The sequence below is a fragment of the Herbidospora sp. RD11066 genome, assembly GCF_054661255.1.
Genome location: NZ_BAAGDO010000004.1, coordinates 175088 through 194050 on the forward strand (window position 1 = coordinate 175088; position 18963 = coordinate 194050).

At 70.7% G+C, this 18963-nt stretch carries 17 protein-coding genes; 9 read left to right on the forward strand and 8 right to left on the reverse strand.

Annotated elements, in window-relative coordinates; translation table 11 throughout:
* Positions 1-85 precede the first annotated feature (85 nt).
* Positions 86-1516: an adenosylhomocysteinase gene (gene ahcY, locus ACYQ78_RS17635; RefSeq protein WP_459801931.1), complete on the forward strand. Its 1431-nt coding sequence runs from the start codon at positions 86-88 to the stop codon at positions 1514-1516.
* Positions 1517-1522: 6 nt separating this feature from the next.
* Positions 1523-2755, forward strand: a complete 1233-nt coding sequence (locus tag ACYQ78_RS17640) for an adenosylhomocysteinase (protein ID WP_459801932.1) — start codon at positions 1523-1525, stop codon at positions 2753-2755.
* A gap of 194 nt (positions 2756-2949) precedes the next feature.
* On the opposite strand, the gene ACYQ78_RS17645 is transcribed toward ACYQ78_RS17640, so the two are convergent.
* Positions 2950-3726, reverse strand: a complete 777-nt coding sequence (locus ACYQ78_RS17645) for an RDD family protein (RefSeq protein ID WP_459801933.1) — start codon at positions 3724-3726, stop codon at positions 2950-2952.
* A gap of 26 nt (positions 3727-3752) precedes the next feature.
* On the opposite strand from ACYQ78_RS17645, the gene ACYQ78_RS17650 reads away from it, so the two are divergent.
* Positions 3753-4745 (forward strand): stage II sporulation protein M, encoded by a 993-nt coding sequence (locus ACYQ78_RS17650; protein WP_459801934.1) that lies wholly within the window; start codon positions 3753-3755, stop codon positions 4743-4745.
* Here ACYQ78_RS17650 and ACYQ78_RS17655 read toward each other — a convergent pair.
* The 5 genes from ACYQ78_RS17655 to ACYQ78_RS17675 are packed head-to-tail and all read right to left on the reverse strand — an operon-like array spanning position 4742 to position 9903.
* Positions 4742-6064: a DUF58 domain-containing protein gene (locus ACYQ78_RS17655; RefSeq protein WP_459801935.1), complete on the reverse strand. Its 1323-nt coding sequence runs from the start codon at positions 6062-6064 to the stop codon at positions 4742-4744. The genes ACYQ78_RS17650 and ACYQ78_RS17655 overlap by 4 nt on opposite strands.
* Complete coding sequence (locus ACYQ78_RS17660; RefSeq protein ID WP_459801936.1) at positions 6064-7017, reverse strand: AAA family ATPase; 954 nt, start codon at positions 7015-7017, stop codon at positions 6064-6066. Before ACYQ78_RS17660 ends, ACYQ78_RS17655 begins: the two co-directional genes overlap by 1 nt.
* Positions 7014-8114, reverse strand: coding sequence for a DUF4350 domain-containing protein (locus ACYQ78_RS17665; RefSeq protein ID WP_459801937.1), 1101 nt, complete (start codon positions 8112-8114; stop codon positions 7014-7016). The genes ACYQ78_RS17660 and ACYQ78_RS17665 overlap by 4 nt, the downstream gene beginning before the upstream one ends.
* Entirely contained in the window at positions 8111-8725 is a 615-nt protein-coding gene (locus tag ACYQ78_RS17670) for a DUF4129 domain-containing protein (protein ID WP_459801938.1), read from the reverse strand. The genes ACYQ78_RS17665 and ACYQ78_RS17670 overlap by 4 nt, the downstream gene beginning before the upstream one ends.
* Positions 8716-9903 carry a DUF7847 domain-containing protein gene (locus tag ACYQ78_RS17675; protein WP_459801939.1) on the reverse strand — a complete coding sequence of 396 codons (1188 nt, stop codon included), beginning with the start codon at positions 9901-9903 and terminating at the stop codon, positions 8716-8718. Before ACYQ78_RS17675 ends, ACYQ78_RS17670 begins: the two co-directional genes overlap by 10 nt.
* A 226-nt stretch (positions 9904-10129) precedes the next feature.
* Between ACYQ78_RS17675 and mtrA the strand changes: the two genes are divergently transcribed.
* From mtrA to ACYQ78_RS17705, 6 genes are all read left to right on the forward strand, one after another.
* Entirely contained in the window at positions 10130-10807 is a 678-nt protein-coding gene (mtrA, locus tag ACYQ78_RS17680; protein ID WP_030451251.1) for an MtrAB system response regulator MtrA, read from the forward strand.
* Between the two features lie 5 nt (positions 10808-10812).
* Complete coding sequence (gene mtrB, locus ACYQ78_RS17685) at positions 10813-12525, forward strand: MtrAB system histidine kinase MtrB (RefSeq protein ID WP_459801940.1); 1713 nt, start codon at positions 10813-10815, stop codon at positions 12523-12525.
* Complete coding sequence (locus ACYQ78_RS17690; RefSeq protein ID WP_459801941.1) at positions 12515-14275, forward strand: LpqB family beta-propeller domain-containing protein; 1761 nt, start codon at positions 12515-12517, stop codon at positions 14273-14275. The genes mtrB and ACYQ78_RS17690 overlap by 11 nt, the downstream gene beginning before the upstream one ends.
* 28 nt (positions 14276-14303) lie before the next feature.
* Positions 14304-15002 (forward strand): ComF family protein, encoded by a 699-nt coding sequence (locus ACYQ78_RS17695; RefSeq protein ID WP_459801942.1) that lies wholly within the window; start codon positions 14304-14306, stop codon positions 15000-15002.
* Between the two features lie 534 nt (positions 15003-15536).
* Complete coding sequence (gene hpf, locus ACYQ78_RS17700; protein WP_459801943.1) at positions 15537-16205, forward strand: ribosome hibernation-promoting factor, HPF/YfiA family; 669 nt, start codon at positions 15537-15539, stop codon at positions 16203-16205.
* Positions 16206-16369: 164 nt separating this feature from the next.
* On the forward strand, positions 16370-17083 hold the full coding sequence (locus ACYQ78_RS17705; protein ID WP_459801944.1) for a response regulator: 714 nt from the start codon (positions 16370-16372) through the stop codon (positions 17081-17083).
* A 213-nt stretch (positions 17084-17296) separates the two neighbouring features.
* On the opposite strand, the gene ACYQ78_RS17710 is transcribed toward ACYQ78_RS17705, so the two are convergent.
* Both ACYQ78_RS17710 and ACYQ78_RS17715 read right to left on the reverse strand, forming a co-directional pair.
* Positions 17297-18430 carry a winged helix-turn-helix domain-containing protein gene (locus ACYQ78_RS17710; protein WP_459801945.1) on the reverse strand — a complete coding sequence of 378 codons (1134 nt, stop codon included), beginning with the start codon at positions 18428-18430 and terminating at the stop codon, positions 17297-17299.
* A 95-nt stretch (positions 18431-18525) separates the two neighbouring features.
* Positions 18526-18795, reverse strand: a complete 270-nt coding sequence (locus ACYQ78_RS17715) for an HGxxPAAW family protein (RefSeq protein WP_459801946.1) — start codon at positions 18793-18795, stop codon at positions 18526-18528.
* Positions 18796-18963 lie beyond the last annotated feature (168 nt).

The window sequence follows — 18963 nt, forward strand, 5'->3', positions numbered from 1 at the left end:
TTACATTCTTGTGTCAGGTTCGGCTCTGAGTGGCCGTCTTCGGCCTTAAAGTGGCTGAGGACGCTACGAGAGGGGACACCCCAAGATGGACTTCAAGGTCGCCGACCTGTCGCTCGCCGACTTCGGTCGCAAGGAGATCCGGCTCGCCGAGCACGAGATGCCCGGCCTGATGGCGACGCGCAAGGAGTTCGCCGCCTCCCAGCCGCTCCGGGGCGCGAAGATCATGGGCTCGCTCCACATGACCATCCAGACCGCCGTCCTGATCGAGACGCTGGTCGCGCTCGGCGCCGAGGTGCGCTGGGTCTCGTGCAACATCTTCTCCACCCAGGACCACGCCGCCGCCGCCGTCGCGGTCGGCCCCGAGGGCACCGTCGAGGAGCCCAAGGGCGTCCCGGTGTTCGCGTGGAAGGGCGAGACGCTGGAGGAGTACTGGTGGTGCACCGACCAGGCCCTCCAGTGGCCTGACGGCTCCGGCCCGAACATGATCCTCGACGACGGTGGCGACGCCACCCTGCTCGTCCACAAGGGCGCCGAGTTCGAGAAGGCCGGCGGCGTCGTGCCGACCGCCTCCGAAGACGACCCCGAAGAGTGGGGCATCATCCTCGACCTGCTCCGCCGCACGGTCGGCGACGACCAGCGCTGGACCAAGACCGCCGAGGCGATCAAGGGTGTCACCGAGGAGACCACCACCGGTGTCCACCGCCTCTACGAGATGTTCAACAACGGCCAGCTGCTCTTCCCGGCCATCAACGTGAACGACTCGGTCACCAAGTCGAAGTTCGACAACAAGTACGGCTGCCGCCACTCGGTGATCGACGGCCTCAACCGCGCCACCGACGTGCTGATCGGCGGCAAGGTGGCCGTGGTCGCCGGCTACGGCGACGTCGGCAAGGGCTGCGCCGACGCGCTCCGCGGCCAGGGCGCCCGCGTCATCGTGACCGAGATCGACCCCATCTGCGCCCTCCAGGCCGCGATGGACGGCTTCCAGGTCACCACCCTGGAGGACGTCGTCGGCATCGCCGACATCTTCGTCACCACGACCGGCAACTTCAGCATCATCACCGCCGACCACATGGCGCAGATGAAGCACAACGCGATCGTGTCCAACATCGGCCACTTCGACAACGAGATCGACATGGCCGGCCTGGCCCGCATCCCGGGCATCGAGAAGGAAGAGGTCAAGCCCCAGGTCCACACCTGGCGCTTCCCCGACGGCAAGCAGATCATCGTGCTGGCCGAGGGCCGTCTGATGAACCTGGGCTGCGCCACCGGCCACCCCTCGTTCGTCATGTCGAACTCCTTCACCAACCAGGTGATCGCGCAGATCGAGCTGTTCACCAAGACCGACGCCTACCCGATCGGCGTGTACGTGCTGCCCAAGCACCTCGACGAGAAGGTCGCCCGCCTCCACCTCGACGCGCTCGGCGTGAAGCTGACCACGCTGTCGAAGAAGCAGGCCGAGTACATCGGCGTCGACGTCGAGGGCCCCTACAAGCCCGACCACTACCGCTACTGATCGCGTATGGATCATTCGCTGGCCGAGGCCGGTGAGCGCCGGATCGGGTGGGCATCGCGCGCCATGCCGGTGCTCACCGCGATCGGCGCGGGGTTCGGCGGCGACCGCCCTCTCGAAGGGTTGAAGGTCGCCGCCTGTCTCCATGTCACCGCCGAGACGGCGGTGCTGATGGGGGCGCTGAAGGCGGGCGGCGCGGAGATCGCGCTGGCCGCCTCCAACCCGCTCTCGACGCAAGACGACGTCGCCGCCGCACTGGCCGACTACGGCATCGCCGTGCACGCCAGAGCGGGGGTCGACCGCGACACCTACTACCGGCACATCCACCGGGCGCTCGACATCGGGCCCGACATCGTCCTCGACGACGGCTGCGATCTGGTCAACATCCTGCACACCGAACGGGGTTCGCAAAAAGTCCTGGGCGGCTGCGAGGAGACCACCACCGGGATCATCCGGCTGCGCCAGATGGCCGCCGAGGGCGCGCTCAAGTTCCCGATGGTGGCCGTGAACGACACCCGTACCAAGCGGATGTTCGACAATCGCTACGGCACCGGCCAGTCGACCCTCGACGGGATCATGCGGGCCACCAACACCCTGATCGCGGGCCGGACGGTCGTGGTGGCCGGGTTCGGCTTCTGCGGGCGCGGGGTGGCCGAGCGGGCGCGCGGCATGGGGGCCAGGGTCATCGTGACGGAGATCGACCCGGTGAAGGCGCTCGACGCCTCACTCCACGGCTACGGCGTGGCCACGATGGCCGAGGCGGCCGAGATCGGCGACGTCTTCGTGACCGTCACCGGCAACCGCGACGTCATCAGGGCCGAGCACCTGGCCGTCATGAAGGACGGCGCGATCCTGGCCAACGCGGGCCACTTCGACGTCGAGATCGACGTACGCGCGCTCGAATCCATGGCCGAAGAGGTCCACTACCAGGTCAGGCCCAACACCGACGAGTTCGTGGTGAACGGCCGGCGGCTGCTGCTCCTGGCCGAGGGCCGTCTGGTGAACCTGGCGGCGGCCGAGGGCCATCCGGCGGCGGTGATGGACATGTCGTTCTCGGCCCAGGCGCTCGCGGTGGCCTGGCTGGCGGCCGAACACGCCACCCTCAAGCCGGGGGTGTACGACGTCCCCGACGGCATCGACGCGCGGGTGGCGGGGCTGAAACTGGCGGCGGCCGGGATCACGATAGATGGGCTTACTTCCGACCAAGAGGCATATCTTCACTCTTGGCGCACAGGATCGTGACAAAATCCCTACAAACGGATCTATGACCCCATGGCTACCCTGGGCTTGCCGTACTACGGTCATAGACACTCGGCTCGTTCAAGGCCAGTCACCTGAGCCGAGATGACGGGCGGGTACGACCGGTTCGCCTCTCCCTCTGCGCGCCGGACGTACCCGCCCAACCCCACTGCAGGCGTGCCCCATGCCTGCGATCGTCACAACTGCCCCTGGCGTCCACCGCTAAACCTCGCGATGTCGCGGCGGCGGCGTTCGGCGAGCACGGCGGCCAGGTAGGCGTAGGGCGGAACCCCTGGTGGCGGCGGCGGTTGCACCCGCGCGGACACCTGTGAGGCGATGCGGTAACCCATCTGGTCGGCGGTGATCGGCGAGAGCTGCGGCAGCCGGGTCAGATACTGCCGCGCCACGGTGGCCAGGTCGTCGGTGAGGCCGGTCAGCTCCAGAGTGGCCGCCCAGGCGGCGAGCTGCGGCGGCATCTCGGGCGGCGGCCCGGAATCCTTCGGCGGGCGCTCCGAGATGACGACGGTGCCGGTGAACAGGTCGCCCAGCCGCTTGCCCTTCTGGTTGATCAGCGAGCAGATCACCGCGGGGGCGCCGGTCAGCAGGTAGATCTCGACGATCGCGGTCAGGCCGCGGAAGAACGCCTGCCGGAACCGCTCGGGCCCGCCGTCGTCGGCGACCACCCGCAGGCCGAACACGATCTTGCCCAGGCTGCGGCCCCGCGACAGGCTCTCGAAGATCACCGGATAGCCGACCAGGATCGCCACGAGCGACACGATGACCAGCGCGGTCGCCAGCGACTCGTCGATGTCGCCGGTCGCGAACGCGATCAGCAGGAAGGCCCCGACGAGCAGCACGATCTGCACCAGCAGGTCGATCAGGAACGCGGCCACCCGGATCGGCAGCTGGGCCAGCGGCACGTCGAGCGCCACGGCGTCGCCGGTCACGACGTCAGGGCGCGGCACTTCGGACATGTCCCGACCCTACTAGGCTCGCGATCGTGGACATCGACGCCTTCCGAGCCGCCCACCAGCCCACCTGGGACCGGCTCGACGACCTGGTGAAGCGGCGCCGCAAACTGACCGGCCCCGAGGTCGACGAACTGGTCGAGCTCTACCAGCGGGTGTCCACCCACCTGTCGATCGCCCGCTCGGTCTCCCGCGACGGCGTGCTGACCGGCCGCCTGTCGGCCCTGGTCGCCCGCTCGCGGTCGGCCGTCACCGGCGCCCACGCGCCCGCTTGGCGGGAGTTCCTCCGCTTCTGGACGGTCTCGTTCCCCGTGGTCTGCTACCGGTCGTGGCGGTGGTGGCTGGGCGCGACCGTGGCGTCGTTGATCGTCGCGGTGGCCGTGGGGGCGTGGGTGGCGGCCAACCCCGACGTGCGGGCCGCGATGGGCACCCCCGAGGAGATCAGGCAGCTCGTCGAGCACGACTTCGCCGACTACTACAGCGAGAACCCCGCCGGGTCGTTCGCCGCGCACGTGTGGGTGAACAACGCGTGGGTGGCGGCCCAGTGCATCGCCTCGTCGGTGATCGGGGGCGTGCTGATTCCGTACATCCTCTTTCAGAACGCCGCCAATGTCGGCCTGACCGGCGGGATCATGATCGACGCGGGCCGGGGCGACGTGTTCTTCGGCCTGATCACCCCCCACGGCCTGCTGGAACTCACGGCGGTCTTCCTCGCGGCCGGCGCGGGCATGCGGGTCGGCTGGTCGCTGATCGCCCCGGGCCCGCGCCCCCGCGCCCAGGTGCTCGCCGAACAGGGCCGCGCGGTGGTCGCGGTGGTCCTCGGCCTCGCGGTCGTCCTGCTGGTCTCGGGCCTCATCGAGGCCCTCGTCACCCCGTCCCCGCTGCCGACCTGGGCCCGCATCGGCATCGGCGCCACCGCCGAACTCCTCTTCCTCCTGTACGTGTTCGTCTACGGCCGCCGAGCCGCCAGAGCAGGCGAAACGGGCGACATCACCGACGCCCCGGATCACGTGCCGACCGCCTAGAGCCGTCCGGCGGCTTTCAGGCTGAGGTAGGCGTCGGCCAGGGCCGAGGCGAGGTCTTCCGGGAGGGCGTCGACGACCTCTGCGCCGTGGCGGCGCAGTCGCGCGGTCACCTGGCGGCGTTCGACCCGCTGGCGTTCGGCCGCAGCCGCGTCGAAGACCTCCTCGGCGCCGTTCCGCCCGGCGGCCAGCGCGGCCACGCGGGGGTCGGCCACGGCGGCCAGCAGCACCAGGTGCTTGGAGGCGAGCTGGGGGAGGAGCGGGATCAGGCCCTCGTCGAGGGCGGTCGCGTTGAGGTCGGTCAGGATGACCACCAGGCTGCGGCGCCGCATCCGCGCCAGCACGGCGGCCACCATCCCGTGGGCGTCGGCCTCCACGAGCTCCGGCTCCAGCGGCGCCATCGCCGTCACCAGGCCGGGCAGCAGGTCGCCCCGGCCGCCACCCGTGACCTGGGCCCGCACCGCGCGGTCGTAGGCGAGGAAGTCGACCCGGTCACCGGCCCGCGCGCAGAGGGCGGCCAGCAGCAGGGCGGCGTCCATGCCCCAGTCGAGCCGGGGCCAGCCGTTCGGGTCGCCCGACGCGGGGTCGACGCCCACCCGCCCGGCCGAGGTGCGGCCGGTGTCGAGCACGATCAGCACCCGCCGGTCGCGCTCGGGCCGCCAGGTGCGCACCACGACGTCGGCGCGGCGCGCGGTGGCCCGCCAGTCGATCGAGCGCACGTCGTCGCCCACCACGTATTCGCGCAGTGAGTCGAACTCGGTGCCCTGCCCCCGGATCTGCACCGGGTTGAGCCCGTCGATGGCCCGCAGCCGCGCCAGCTTGGCGGGCAGGTGACGCCGGGACAGGAACGGCGGCAGCACCCTGATCCGGCCCCCGACCTGATGCGACCCCTGCCGGGCCGCCACCCCGAGCGGCCCCAGCGCCCGGACCGTGACCCCCGCGGCCGTGAAGTCGCCCCTGCGGACCGGACGCAGCGTGGTGGTCACCCGACGCCGTTCTCCGGCCGGAATGTCGACGTCGTGCTCTCTGGGGGCCGGACGGGTGCTCGGCGGCCACGCGTCCCGCAGCAGGCCACGCACCCGCCGCCCACCCGGGTTGGCCACCAGCAGAGTGATCTCGGCGGCCTCCCCGAGTCGTACACGCGGATCTTCCGACCGCTCGAACCGCAGCGCCCGCACGCTCCCCGCCAGTGCCAGATCGACCGCGATCACCGCGACGATCACCGCGACGACCAGCCAGAACGCGAAGGCGGGCGCGGGCGCGACGAGCACGACCAGCGCCCCCACGACCGCGAGCAGCGCGGCCCGCCCGGTCAGCGCCATCAGCGCGGCACGGGGACGGACGCCAGGATGCCGTCGAGCACCCCGTCGGCGGTCGCTCCTTCGAGCTCGGCCTCGGGCCGCAGCTGCACCCGGTGCCGCAACGCGGGCCGGGCCAGCGCCTTCACGTCGTCGGGCGTCACGTAGTCGCGCCCCGACAGCCAGCCCCAGGCGCGGGCCGCCGCCAGCAGCGCGGTCGCCCCACGGGGCGAGACGCCGAGCTGGAGCGACGGCGACTGCCGGGTCGCGCGGGCCAGGTCGACGATGTAGGCGAGCACCTCGGGCGACACGTGGGTCTCGGCGACCGCCTTGCGGCCCGCCGCGAGGTCCTGGGCACTGGCCACCGGCTTCACGTGGGACAGGTCGCGCGGGTCGAACCCCTCGGCGTGCCTCCTGAGCACCGCGATCTCGTCGTCGCGCCCCGGCAGCGGCACGGTCAGCTTCAGCATGAATCGGTCGAGCTGCGCCTCGGGGAGCTGGTAGGTCCCTTCGTACTCGACCGGGTTCTGGGTGGCCGCCACGATGAACGGGTCGGGCAGCGCCCGGGGCGTTCCGTCGACGCTGACCTGGCGTTCCTCCATGGCCTCCAGCAGCGAGGCCTGGGTCTTCGGCGGGGTGCGGTTGATCTCGTCGGCCAGCAGCAGGTTCGTGAAGACCGGCCCGGCGCGGAACTCGAACTCGGCGGTACGCGCGTCGTAGACCAGCGAGCCCGTCACGTCTCCCGGCATCAGGTCGGGGGTGAACTGCACCCGCTTGAAGTCGACCGACAGCGCCTGCGCGAGGGTCCGCACAAGGAGGGTCTTGGCCACACCCGGCACGCCTTCGAGCAGCACGTGGCCCCTGCACAGCAACGCGATCACCAGACCGGAGACCACCGCGTCCTGCCCCACCACGGCCTTCGCGACCTCCGCCCGGAGCGCGGCCAGCGCCTCGCGGGCGGCGTCAGGTGTCGTCACGAGTCTCGTACCTGCCTTTCGATGGTGTCGAGGTCGCGTGCCAGGGCGACCAGGGCGGCGTCGCCCGCCGGGGCGTCGCCGTAGAGGGTCTGGCGGACCTGCCCGCCATCCTGCCCGGTCCGGGCGGTCACCGCCGTAACGATCTCGTCGGGGCCGGCCGTCGCGGTGAGGCCGAGCCGGGGCGTCAGCCGGGCCAGCGCGGCCTCGCGCAGCGCCAGGGCGGCCCGGTCGCGGGCGCCGCGGGCGCGGTAGAGGCGGCCCCGGCCCTCGACGGTCTCGGCGGCCCGGACGACCACCGGCAGCCGCTCCTCGACCACGGGACCGAGGCGGCGGCCCCGCCACAGGGCGGTGAGCAGCACCGCCAGGACCAGCGCCCAGACGAACCAGCCGATGTTCGCCGGGATCAGCTGGTCGATCGTCTTCGCGCCACCCTCGGGCACGCCGAGCGGGAACCGGGGCGCGAACCAGGTGACCCGCTGGTGGGTGCCCGCCAGGTTCATCGCCAGCGCGGCGTTGCCGTTCTCGGCCAGCCTTCCGTTGGTCATGAACGTGCCCGACCCGACCACGGTGACCTCGCCGGTGACGGCGAGCGTGCCGCCGTAGCAGGTCGCCTTCGCGAAGACCGGGCCACCGGTCAGGGCGTCTCCGGCCAGCGTGGCCGCCCTGAGCCCGCAGCCGGGCCCGCGCACCTCCTCGGAGGCGCCGGAGGTGGACGTCACCCCGGGCGCCAGCGCCGCCAGCACCGGCCCGGTCGGCCCGATCAGCAGCCGGGCGCCCGGCCGCCCGGCGAGCTCGGCCAGCCGGGCGGCGTCGACCAGGAACTCGGGCCTGGCCACCACCAGCAGCGACCCTTCGGCCTGCGCGATGGCGTCGTCGAAGGTCGTCACCTGGTTGACCTCGACGCCCTGCCCGCGCAGCAGCTCGGCCAGCGCGCGGGCGCCGGGGCCGGTGGTCGCCTCGATGTCGAGCCGCCCGCCGGCGCGGGTTCCGGAGGCCAGCACGACCAGCGTGGCCGCGGCGACGATCAGCCCGAACACGCCCAGCACGCCGCGCCACGACCGCCACCGCTCGGTGATCGTAGGGGTGGTGGACGTCATCGCAGCGCCGCCTTCTCCCGCCGGACCGCCCCGTCGAGGTCGGTCAGCAGGGCGTAGCCCTCGGGGGTGCCGGGACGCTCGCCGTAGGTGACGTCGGAGAACGTGCGGGCGCCACGGTCGAGGTCGGCGGCCAGCGCGGGCAGCGCCCGGCCCGCCTCGGCGGCCAGTTCGGTGGCGGTACGGCCGGGCATGGGCTCCACGATCGTGCGTTCCTCCAGCTCACGGGCGATGGCCCGCAGACGCTCCCGGATCGCCTGGGCCCACTCCCCGGCCTCGGCGTGGCGCTCGGCCAGCACCCGGTGCTCGGCGGCCCCCAGCAGGGTCTCCCCGAACAGGCCGCCGCCCGCCGCCCGCCCGGAGCCGGACGCCTTCCTCGCCGCCCGCACCAGCGCGACCACGACGACGGCCAGGATCAGCACGAGCACCAGCAGCGTCAGCCAGCCCCCGGGCACACCCGAGGCGCGGTCGAGCAGTTCGCGGATCAGCTCCCAGACCCGGTCGACCAGCCGGTCGAGCCACGACGGCTTCGGGTAGGCGGGGTCGGCGAGCTCACGGAGGGCGGCCTCTCGGGCGGCCTCGCGGCCGATCTCGACCGGGACGTCTAGGACCATGGGTTGCGCGGGCGCCACAGGTTGTCGTGGCCGGCGCCGGGGGCGCCCTGCTGACGCTCCACGGCCTCGGTCTGGAGGACCAGGTCGAACGCTTCGGCGCGCATGCGGCGGTCGGCGTACAGGAGGGTGGTGACCGCGGCCGTGAACGGGTTGGTGATGGTGCCGGCGATGATGGCGCCGACGCCCCCGAGGATGGCGGCGATGTAGAACTGCGTGGTGTCCAGCGCCGTGGCCGGGTCGCCGACCGAGCCGAAGAGCGAGAACGGCGCCGACACGGCGGCGGCCACCAGGCCGACCACGACCGAGGTCAGCAGCAGGATGCCGAAGACCCGCCAGAAGTCGCCCTTGACCAGCCGGAACGATCGGCTCATCGCGGCGCCGACGCCGATGCCCTCCAGCACGATCGCCGAGCTCGCCATGCTCAGCTTGGTGTAGAAGAACACCGCGAGGCAGACGCCGCCGACGATCAGGAACAGCCCCAGCAGCACCGACGGCCCGGTCGGCAGGCCCCCGGCGATCAGGAAGAGCAGCAGGGCGAGCGGCACCAGGAAGATGCCGAACACGATCAGGACCTGGAGCAGCGCCAGCCCGATCAGCGGCACCACCCGGCCCTTGACCAGGTTCCAGGCCGTGCCGATCGAGATCTTCTCGCCGAAGACGGCCCGCCCGACGATCCCGGTGAGCATGCCGGTCAGCACGACCATGGCCACGGAGGTCACCACCAGACCCAGCATCGTGCTGCCCAGGAACGACAGCATGGGGCCGATGATGAGCTCGGGGTTCTCGGCCAGCGCCTGCTCGTTGAGCGTCGCGGCGCCGACGAAGGCACCGAACGCGGGCAGCTGGATCGCCAGCGTGATGATCTCGGCGACCGTCACCACCAGAGCCGACAGCCCGAGCGTCGCCTTCGGGTTGGCCCGGATGACCGCCACCGCGCCGTTGTAGAGGTCGCCCAGCTGCAGCGGACGCAACGGGATGATGCCCGGCTTGAGGACCGGAGCCCCATAGTGGTGGCCGGGCGGCGGGTAGTAGCCGCCGCCGGGCGGGGGCGGCGGAGGCGGCGGATAGGAGCCCTGGTCGTGGGGTGCGGCCCAGGGACCGGGCGCGCCGTATGCGGGCGGTTGCGTGGGGGACCAGCCGGGAGGCGGCTGCTCACGATCGCCGGGGCCGTCTGTCATGTCCCAATCCTGGCATGGTGCGGCCACCGCCGCAGGGCCGCATGAAGCACACTTGGAACGTGGCCTGTTCTTGGGATTCTCGTTACGGTAGCGGCACGCCCTGCCATTTGGGCCTAAACTTCGTCCTTTGTCACGGTCGTGTTTCATCTACCGCAGGGTCACGGGTAACCTTCCGATAAATCGCCCAAATACCTCCTTAGCTGCGCCGAAGAACGAATGAGGGGCCATGAAAGGACGCGTGCTGGTCGTCGACGACGACGCCGCTCTCGCCGAGATGCTCGGCATCGTCTTGCGCGGGGAGGGTTTCGAACCGTCCTTCGTGTCAGACGGCGACAAGGCGCTCGACGCGTTCCGCGACACCCGCCCCGATCTCGTGCTGCTCGACCTGATGCTGCCCGGGGCCGACGGCATCGACGTGTGCCGGCGCATCCGCGCCGAGTCGGGCGTGCCGATCGTCATGCTCACCGCCAAGAGCGACACGATCGACGTCGTGCTGGGCCTCGAATCGGGCGCCGACGACTACATCGTCAAGCCGTTCAAGCCCAAGGAACTGGTGGCCCGGGTGCGGGCGCGGCTGCGCCGTACCGACGAGCCCACCCCCGAGATCCTGCAGATCGGCGACATCACGATCGACGTCGCGGGCCACTCGGTCAAGCGGTTCGACGAGACCATCAACCTCACGCCGCTGGAGTTCGACCTGCTGGTCGCGCTCGCCCGCAAGCCGCGTCAGGTCTTCACCCGGGAAGTACTGCTCGAGCAGGTCTGGGGCTACCGCCACGCCGCCGACACGCGGCTGGTCAACGTCCACGTGCAGCGGCTCCGCGCGAAGATAGAGAAAGACCCCGAACACCCCGAGATCGTCGTGACGGTCCGCGGTGTCGGGTACAAAGCCGGTCCCGCCTAATCCAGATGGCCAAGAAGCGCCCCCGACGGACTCCCCGGCAGATCGCCCGGGGGGTCCGTCGTCGTGCTCGGCGCTACGCCGGGCGGGCGCGTTCGGCCTGGCGGCGGTCCCTCCAGATGCGGGTGGTGACGTCCACCCTGCTGATCTCGATGGTCGTCGTGGCCGTGCTGGGCGTCTTCCTGTTCCAGTCGATCAACCGGACCATGCTGGCCGGACGGACCGACGCGGCCACCGCCGAGGCCCGCGCCAACGTGCTGACGATCACCGACTACCTGGCCAACGCCGCCGTGACGGTTCCGGCCGACGACGAAGACCCGGCCGCCTCGCCGCCGCCCGACCCCGCCGACCAGGCGATCAACGTGCTGGCCCAGCGCGCCGGGGCGCGCTACGCGGTGGTCATCTTCAACCAGGACGCCGTCGGCCAGGACCGGGCCACCCTCAACATCGACGCCGCCAAGAGCGTGCCGCCGAAGTTCCGCCAGCAGGTGCGCGACGACACCAGCGACCAGACGCTCCCGCGCTACAGCCCGCTGCGCTACCTGAGCGGCGAGAGCGTGTCGGGGCTGGTCATCGGCAAGCGGGTCTACAGCCCCACCAACGGCTACTACGAGGTCTACCACCTGTTCCCGCTCAACGAGGAGGAGGAGACCCTCAGCTCGGTCCTCCAGCTCCTCGTGCTGGTCGGGGCCGGTCTGGTGCTGCTGCTGGCCGCGATCGCCTCACTCGTCACGCGTCAGGTCGTCACGCCCGTGCGGCTGACCCGCCAGGCCGCCGAGCGGCTGGCCTCCGGCCGCCTCGAGGAGCGGCTGAAGGTCCGCGGCGAAGACGACCTGGCCCGCCTCGCCGCCTCGTTCAACGAGATGGCCTCCAACCTCGCGCTCAAGATCCACCAGCTCGAGGAGCTCTCCCAGGTGCAGCGCCAGTTCGTCTCCGACGTCTCCCACGAGCTGCGCACCCCGCTCACCACCGTCCGGATGGCCGCCGACCTGCTCTACGACGCCCGCGAGGACTTCGAGCCCATGGCCTCCCGCTCGGCCGAGCTCATGCAGGCCCAGCTCGAACGGTTCGAGTCGATGCTCGCCGACCTGCTGGAGATCAGCCGCTACGACGCAGGCGCCGCCACCCTCGACCTCGAGTCGATCGACATGCGCGACACCGTGCTGCGGGCCGTCGGCGACTCCGAGGCGCTGGCCGAACGCCACGCCACCCGGTTCGAGCTGCGCCTGCCGACCGATCCGTGCATGGCCGAGTGCGACTCGCGCCGCATCGAGCGCATCCTGCGCAACCTGCTGTTCAACGCGATCGAGCACGGCGAGGGCAAGGACATCGTGGTCACTCTCGGGGCCGACCGCGACGCGGTGGCCATCGCCGTCCGCGACCACGGCGTGGGCCTGCGGGCGGGCGAGGAGAACATGGTCTTCGACCGCTTCTGGCGGGCCGACCCGTCCCGGGCCCGCACGATCGGCGGCACCGGCCTGGGCCTGGCCATCTCCCGTGAAGACGCGATCCTGCACGGCGGCTGGCTGCAGGCCTGGGGCGCCCCGGGTGAGGGCACCCAGTTCCGGCTCTCGCTGCCCCGCACGGCCGGGACCGTCCTGAAGGGGTCGCCGCTGCCGCTGGTGCCGCCCGAGGTCGAGATGCGGCGCACGTGGCGCGGCCACGTGACGCCGGTGCTGTCGGCCGCAGTGGGGGAATCGGGGGTGTTCGATGTCGACTAAACGTGTCTTCGCGCTGGTGGCGACGGCGGTCACCCTCACGGGCTGCACGATCGTGCCCTCCAGCGGCAACCCGCCGACGGCCAGCGAGGAGGAGCGCGGCGGCGACATCCTCAGCCAGACGTACGTGCGCATCCTGGCCCAGCCGCCCCGGCCCGACGCGACCGCCGTGGAGATCGTGCGCGGCTTCCAGGCCGCGATGGCCAGCTTCGACGACCCCGAACGCAAGATCGCCCGGCAATATCTGACCGGCACGGCGGCGACCGGCTGGAAGCCGTGGGCCACCGCGACGACGGTCTGCGACTGCCGCTTCGCCGACGACCTGCCGGAAGAGGACGCCGACAAGTTCGCCGTCTCGTTCAAGGGCAAGAAGGTCGCCACGCTGGAGAAGGGCGGCCGCTACCGCGCGGCCTCCTCCGACGAGGCGGTTGACGAGTCGTTCACGCTGATCAGGGTCAACGGCGAGTGGCGCATCTCCGAGGCCCCGGCGGGCCTGATCCTGCTCCGCAGCGACCTCCTGAGGGCCTACGCCCCCGTCGAGATCTACTTCCCGAACCTGTCGTTCACCGGTCTGGTGGCCGACCGGGTGCGGGTGCCGATCGACCCCAGCAAGGGCCTGCCCGAGTCGCTCATCCGCACGCTCCTGGAAGGCCCGTCGGGCCCGCTGGCGGGCGCGGTCGAGAACGTCTACCCCAAGGGCACCGAGCTCAACGGGATCAAGGTCGAGGGCGACACGCTCTACGTCGACTTCTCCCACGAGATCTCCGGCCTGCGCAGCAGCCCCGACCGGATCAAGGCGATGCAGGCCCAGCTGGCCTGGTCGCTCGGCACCGACCGCATCGGCGGCCGGACGATCGAGATCCTGGTCGACGGCGAGACCTTCCCCGGCGGCGGCATCCGCTTCAAGCCGACCGACTTCCCGGCCTACGACCCGACCGTGGTCACCGGCGACGTCCCCGGCTACTTCGTCCGCGACGGCATGATGTACCGGGCCGCCAAGGACGGCGAGCAGTCCACCCCCGTGCTGGGCGCGGCCGGGCAGGCGACCCGGCCGTTCAACCACGCCGCCGTCTCCGCCGGCGACCGCGACCAGGTGGCCGCGCTGATGGGCGACGAGACGGGCATCTGGGCCACCCAGCTGGTCGACGGCAGCCCGTGGCAGCGCTGGATCAACGCCCAGGGCCGCCTCACGCCGCCCTCGTGGGACCGCAACGGCGAGGTCTGGTCGGTCGAGTCGGCCGGCGGCAAGTCGCAGGTCTGGCGGTCGTCGACGGTCGGCAGTCAGTCGCCGGTGCTGGCCGCCGAGCTCGAGAACGCCGACGTCTCGGCGTTCCGGGTGGCCCGCGACGGTGTCAGGGTCGCGGTCGTCGCCGACACCGGCTCTGGGCAGACCGTCCAGATAGGCTCCATCGTGCGCGGCCGGACCTACCGGGTCGGTGCGCTGGAGACGCTGGTGCCCTCGGAGGAGGGGCAGAAGATCAAGGACGTCGCCTGGAAGGACGCCACCACCCTGCTGGTGCTGACGGAGAAGGACTCTCCGAACGGCCCTCAGCAGGCTCTGGCAGCCTACCCGATCTTGGACGGCGACGAGAAGACCCCGATCGAGCTGTCCAAGCGGCTCACGTCCATCACGAGCACCGATTCGCGCATCCTGGCCAGCGACGAGAACGGCGCCCTCACGGTGTGGGACGGCAAGAAGTGGAACCTCCTGGTGAAGGACGGCTCCAGCTTCCCCGCCTACCCTCTTGGGTGAGCTTCACAAATTGTCGGCAGGGAGTGTCATGGTGGTCCGCGTGCTCGACGCGGTGCTCGATCTGCTCGTCCCCCCTCGGTGCGCCGGTTGCGGCGGCCGGGGGTCTCTGGTCTGCCCCCGGTGCGCGGCCGAGCTGACCGCCCCGCCCCGCCGTCACGCCCCCGAGGCGCCCCCTGAGGGCCTGCCCGAGTGCTGGGCCGCCGCCGGTTACGACGGGGTGGCGCGGCGGGTGCTGATCGCGTACAAGGAGCGAGGCCGCACCGCCCTCGGCGCCGCGCTGGGCACCTGCCTGGCCGGCGCGATGGCGCACCTCCCGCTGGAGGGCCCGCTGGTGCTGGTGCCGGTGCCCAGCACCCGCCGGTCGAGAAGAGCCAAAGGCCATGATCCGGTACGCCGCATCGCCGAGGTCGCGGCCAGACGGCTGCGGGCCACAGGCGCCCAGGTCACGGTCGCGCCCGTGTTGCGGCCCGCCCGGAAGGTCGCCGACCAGTCGGGCCTGACCTCCGCGCAGCGGGCCGCCAACCTGGCCGGGGCGTTCACCTCGAAGCCCGTGCCCCGGGGCCGGGTCGTGCTGGTCGACGACGTGGTCACGACCGGCGCCACCCTCGCAGAGGCGGCCCGCGCGCTGCGGGCGGCGGGCGCCGAGACCACCTGCGCGGTCACCGTTGCGGCCACCCGTAAACGGGTGCCGGTTATGCGACACGCCCGGCGGTCGCAAATTCGCTGAGATGACTGTAGGTAAAGAAACAGTCAAATAACGACCTGGCTTCCAAGTGACATCCGGGTGTCGACGACCATATGAACTCCCAGATCAGGAGACCCTTGACGGGATCGCGTGCGGGTGAGCCCATGACGCCCCGGCCCATGGGTGGCTCCCGCGCGCCTGCCGAAAAATCACCGAAAGTGATCCTTTGGCGTGGCTCGCGGCTGACATTCGGCCGGGCAGCGACTAGCGTTCAGGACATGGCACCCGTTCGGGTCCGTGGTTGCGCCGGACCGAGTCCCCTCGGGGGTTCGGCCTGGCTAGCCGATGCCAGCCGCAGGCGAAACGGTCCACGTAAGGCGACTCTTGGTCGACCGATCACGGTGCGGCTTAGAGGTAAGTCCTGCCTCCCCGGGAGTCCAGATGTCTCCCGCCAGGAGAGAAGGGCAGTAGTGGCTCAGAGCCGCGAACCCCTCAGCAGGCGGATGTGGGGACGAAGACCAGGTCGGCCGAACGGGTGCTCCTTCATGTCAGTCGAGAGGCGAAGGGGGCTTTTGCGTGGACATCATCGTCAAGGGACGGCACACAGGAGTGAGCGACCGTTTCCGTGATCACGTGACTTCCAAGCTGGCCAAAATCGAGCGACTGGACAACCGTCTCATCCGCGTCGACGTAGAGGTCTCTACGGAGAAGAACCCGCGGCTGAGCGACCAGAGGGAGCGGGTGGAGCTCACCATCCACTCCAAGGGCCCGGCGGTCCGGGCCGAGGCGGCGGCCGACGACAGGTTCGCGGCGCTCGACATCGCTCTGGGAAAGCTGGAATCACGCCTGCGGCGGCTGAGCGACCGCCGCAAGATCCATCACGGCAAGAACTGCCCTCCTTCGGTCGCGGAGTTCACCGCGTCCCTGGCCGACAACGGCCTCGGCGAACCGGTGGCGACGCTGCCCGAGCCCGACCTGCTCCACGACGACTACCTCCCGCCGCAGAAGCCGAAGAACGGCTACACCGAACCGATCATCCCGATAGAGCAGGACGGCGACGGCCCCCTCGTCGTCCGCGAGAAGTTCCACCAGGCCGACGCCATCACCATCGAGCAGGCCCTCCTCGAGATGGAACTGGTCGGCCACGACTTCTTCCTGTTCCGTGACAAAGAATGCGGCCACCCGAGCGTCGTATATCGGCGTCGCGGATACGACTACGGCGTGTTGCGGCTCGTCGAAGGCTGAACCCGCGCCACCCCTTTCACCGTTTTGTCTGTAGACAGAGACGAAGCGCGAACCATGCGCCCCGCCCGTGTGCGGGGCGCATGGCGCGTGCGAGATCCTCGCCAGAACTGGAACCCATGTCATGATGGCGATCCGGCTACCTGGCCCCCCGACGAGGAGGAGCTGTGAGCGACCGCAGCGTACGAGACGACTCGAGCCGTGCCACGGGGCGCGGTGAGCCGATCCGTGTGCTGATCGTCGATGATCACTCGCTGATCCGCCGCAGCCTGGTGCTCGCTCTCCAGGCCGAGGCCGACATCGAGGTCGCCGGAGAGGCGAGCGACGGTCAGGAGGCCGTGGTCCTCGCCGAGAAGCTGCTGCCCGACGTCGTGCTGATGGACGTGCGCATGCCCAGGCGCGACGGCATCGAGGCGACCAGGGCGATCAAAGAGAGCATGCCGACGACCCGCATCATCATGCTCACCGCCAGCGACGAGGAGGAAGACCTCTTCGAGGCCTTCAAGGCCGGCGCGACGGGCTACCTCCTGAAAGACGTGCAGATCGACGAGGTCCCCGACGCCGTGCGCGGCGTCCACAGCGGGCAGTCGTTCATCAACCCCGCCATGGCGACCAAACTGATCACCGAGTTCGCCAGCATCAGCCGCAAAGAGGCCGAGCGGCCCCCGCAGCTTCCCGTCCCGCGCCTGACCGAGCGCGAGATGGAAGTGCTCCGGCTGGTGGCGAAGGGGATGAACAACCGCGAAATCGCGAAGGAACTCTTCATCTCCGAGAACACGGTGAAGAACCACGTGCGCAACATCCTGGAGAAGCTCCAACTGCACAGCCGCATGGAAGCGGTCGTCTACGCAGTGCGCGAGCGCCTCCTGGAGATCACCTGACCTGAGGGGCCCATCGATCGGGCCCTGACCTGTGTGACGCGAGATGGTAGCGATAACGCGGGGGCTGACGAGGATTCCGGCGGCGTTTCGCGGCTGCCAAGGGCTCTCTGCGCTCGACGCGGGCGATTTCGGGCCCCGCTGCGGCTCCCGAGCCGGTGGGTGTTATCGGGGAGGGACGCCGCTGTCACTTTGGTCGTGGGCAAGCCGGGGTGGCTACCGGATCTCTTCGATGCGCACTCCCGTGCAGCCGACCCAGGTCGCCGCTTCCCTGAGCGCTTCCTCGACCGCGTCGAGCTTGGTCACGCCGGGCTGGAGGGTCACTCGTTTGGCCACCAGCGTCGTGCCCTCTCGGGCCGGGTCGACGCGGGCGATCAGTTTGCCGCCGTGGAGGACCGGCATCGCGAAGTAGCCGTGGATGCGCTTGTCCTTCGGGACGTAGGCCTCCAGGCGGTGGGCCATGCCGAAGATACGCTCGGCCCTCGCCCGCTCCCAGATCAGGGAGTCGAACGGGCTGAGCAGAGTGGTGCGGTGGCGGCCACGGGCCTCGCCCAGGGCCAGCGCCTCCGGGTCGGCCCAGGCGTTGGGGCCGCCCCTGCGGGCCGGGGGCCAGCCTGAAACGTGCACGGGGACCAGCCCGCTGGCGCCACTGAGCAGCGCGTCGTCGAGCATGGCGGCGTGTTTGTCCTTGACCCGGGTGTAGTCGACCAGGTCGGCCCGGGTCGCCACGGCCAGCGAGCGGCCGGCGATCGTGGTCAGCCGGGTCACGCCCTCTTCGTCGGTGAGGTCGACCTCGCGGTGTTCGGCGGGGATCGCGCGTTCGGCCAGGTCGTAGACCCGCCGCCAGCCCACCCGCTGGACGCAGACGACGTCACCGACGTCGAGCAGGAACTCGATGGAAATCTTGGAGTCGGACCAGTCCCACCACGGCCCGCCCTTCTTGGCGCCGCCGATGTCGCCGGTCGTCAGCGGCCCGTCGCGGCGGACCCGGTCGAGGATCTCACCGACCGTCGCTGGCACCTCGTGCCACCGGAACTTGCGATCACGGTAGGCGCGGCGCCGGAACGAGTAAACCGGCCAGTGCTCGACGGGCAGGATGCAGGCCGCGTGACACCAGTATTCGAAGGCCCCGCCACCCCAGTAGGCCTTCTCGACCGCGGGCCGCTCCACCGCCCCGAGCCGGGAATAGGCCACCAGCTCATGGGAACGCGCCAGCACCGAGATCGTGTCGAGCTGCACCGCACCGAGGCGGCGCAGCATCCCTGCGGTGCCGCCTTTACGCCCGGCCGCCCCCAGAAATCCCTGAGCGCGCAGGATGATCCGTCGTGCCTCGTCGGCCGTGAGGTCCATCCGCCCGAGAGTAATCCCGGCCACCGACAGTTCGAGACACGAGACCCGGCCGCCCGAAGGGAGGACGGGTCCCGCTTTGAATCTGCCCGATCAAACTAGTGCTCGAAGGGGGAGTGGTGTTGGTTGGCGTCCATGACGCGGGGGGCGTCGATGACGACGTCGGAGAAGACGTCGAAGACCAGCGCGAGGACCGCGCCGACGGCCGACACGCCGACGCCGACCCAGACCATGGTCCAGTTGGCGGTGTCGCCACCCAGCCCGGTGAGGGCCGCGCCGCTGATGATCGTGCCGATCAGGATGGTCGTCACCGCCACCCACGACTTCGCGCTGCCCGCGTGGCTTCCCTGGTGTGAGGTCTCTGCCATACCGCCCTACCCGACTCGCGTCTGTTGTTGCCCCGGTCTGGAACACCAGACGGTCTTCCTACGTTTGACAGGGTTGAGCCTATCGACCTTGTCCCCCGGCCCGCCGCGCCACTCCCCGTCAAGAACTCGTGGTGGCTGTGTCAGGTGGTCGAACGGCCTACCATGGCA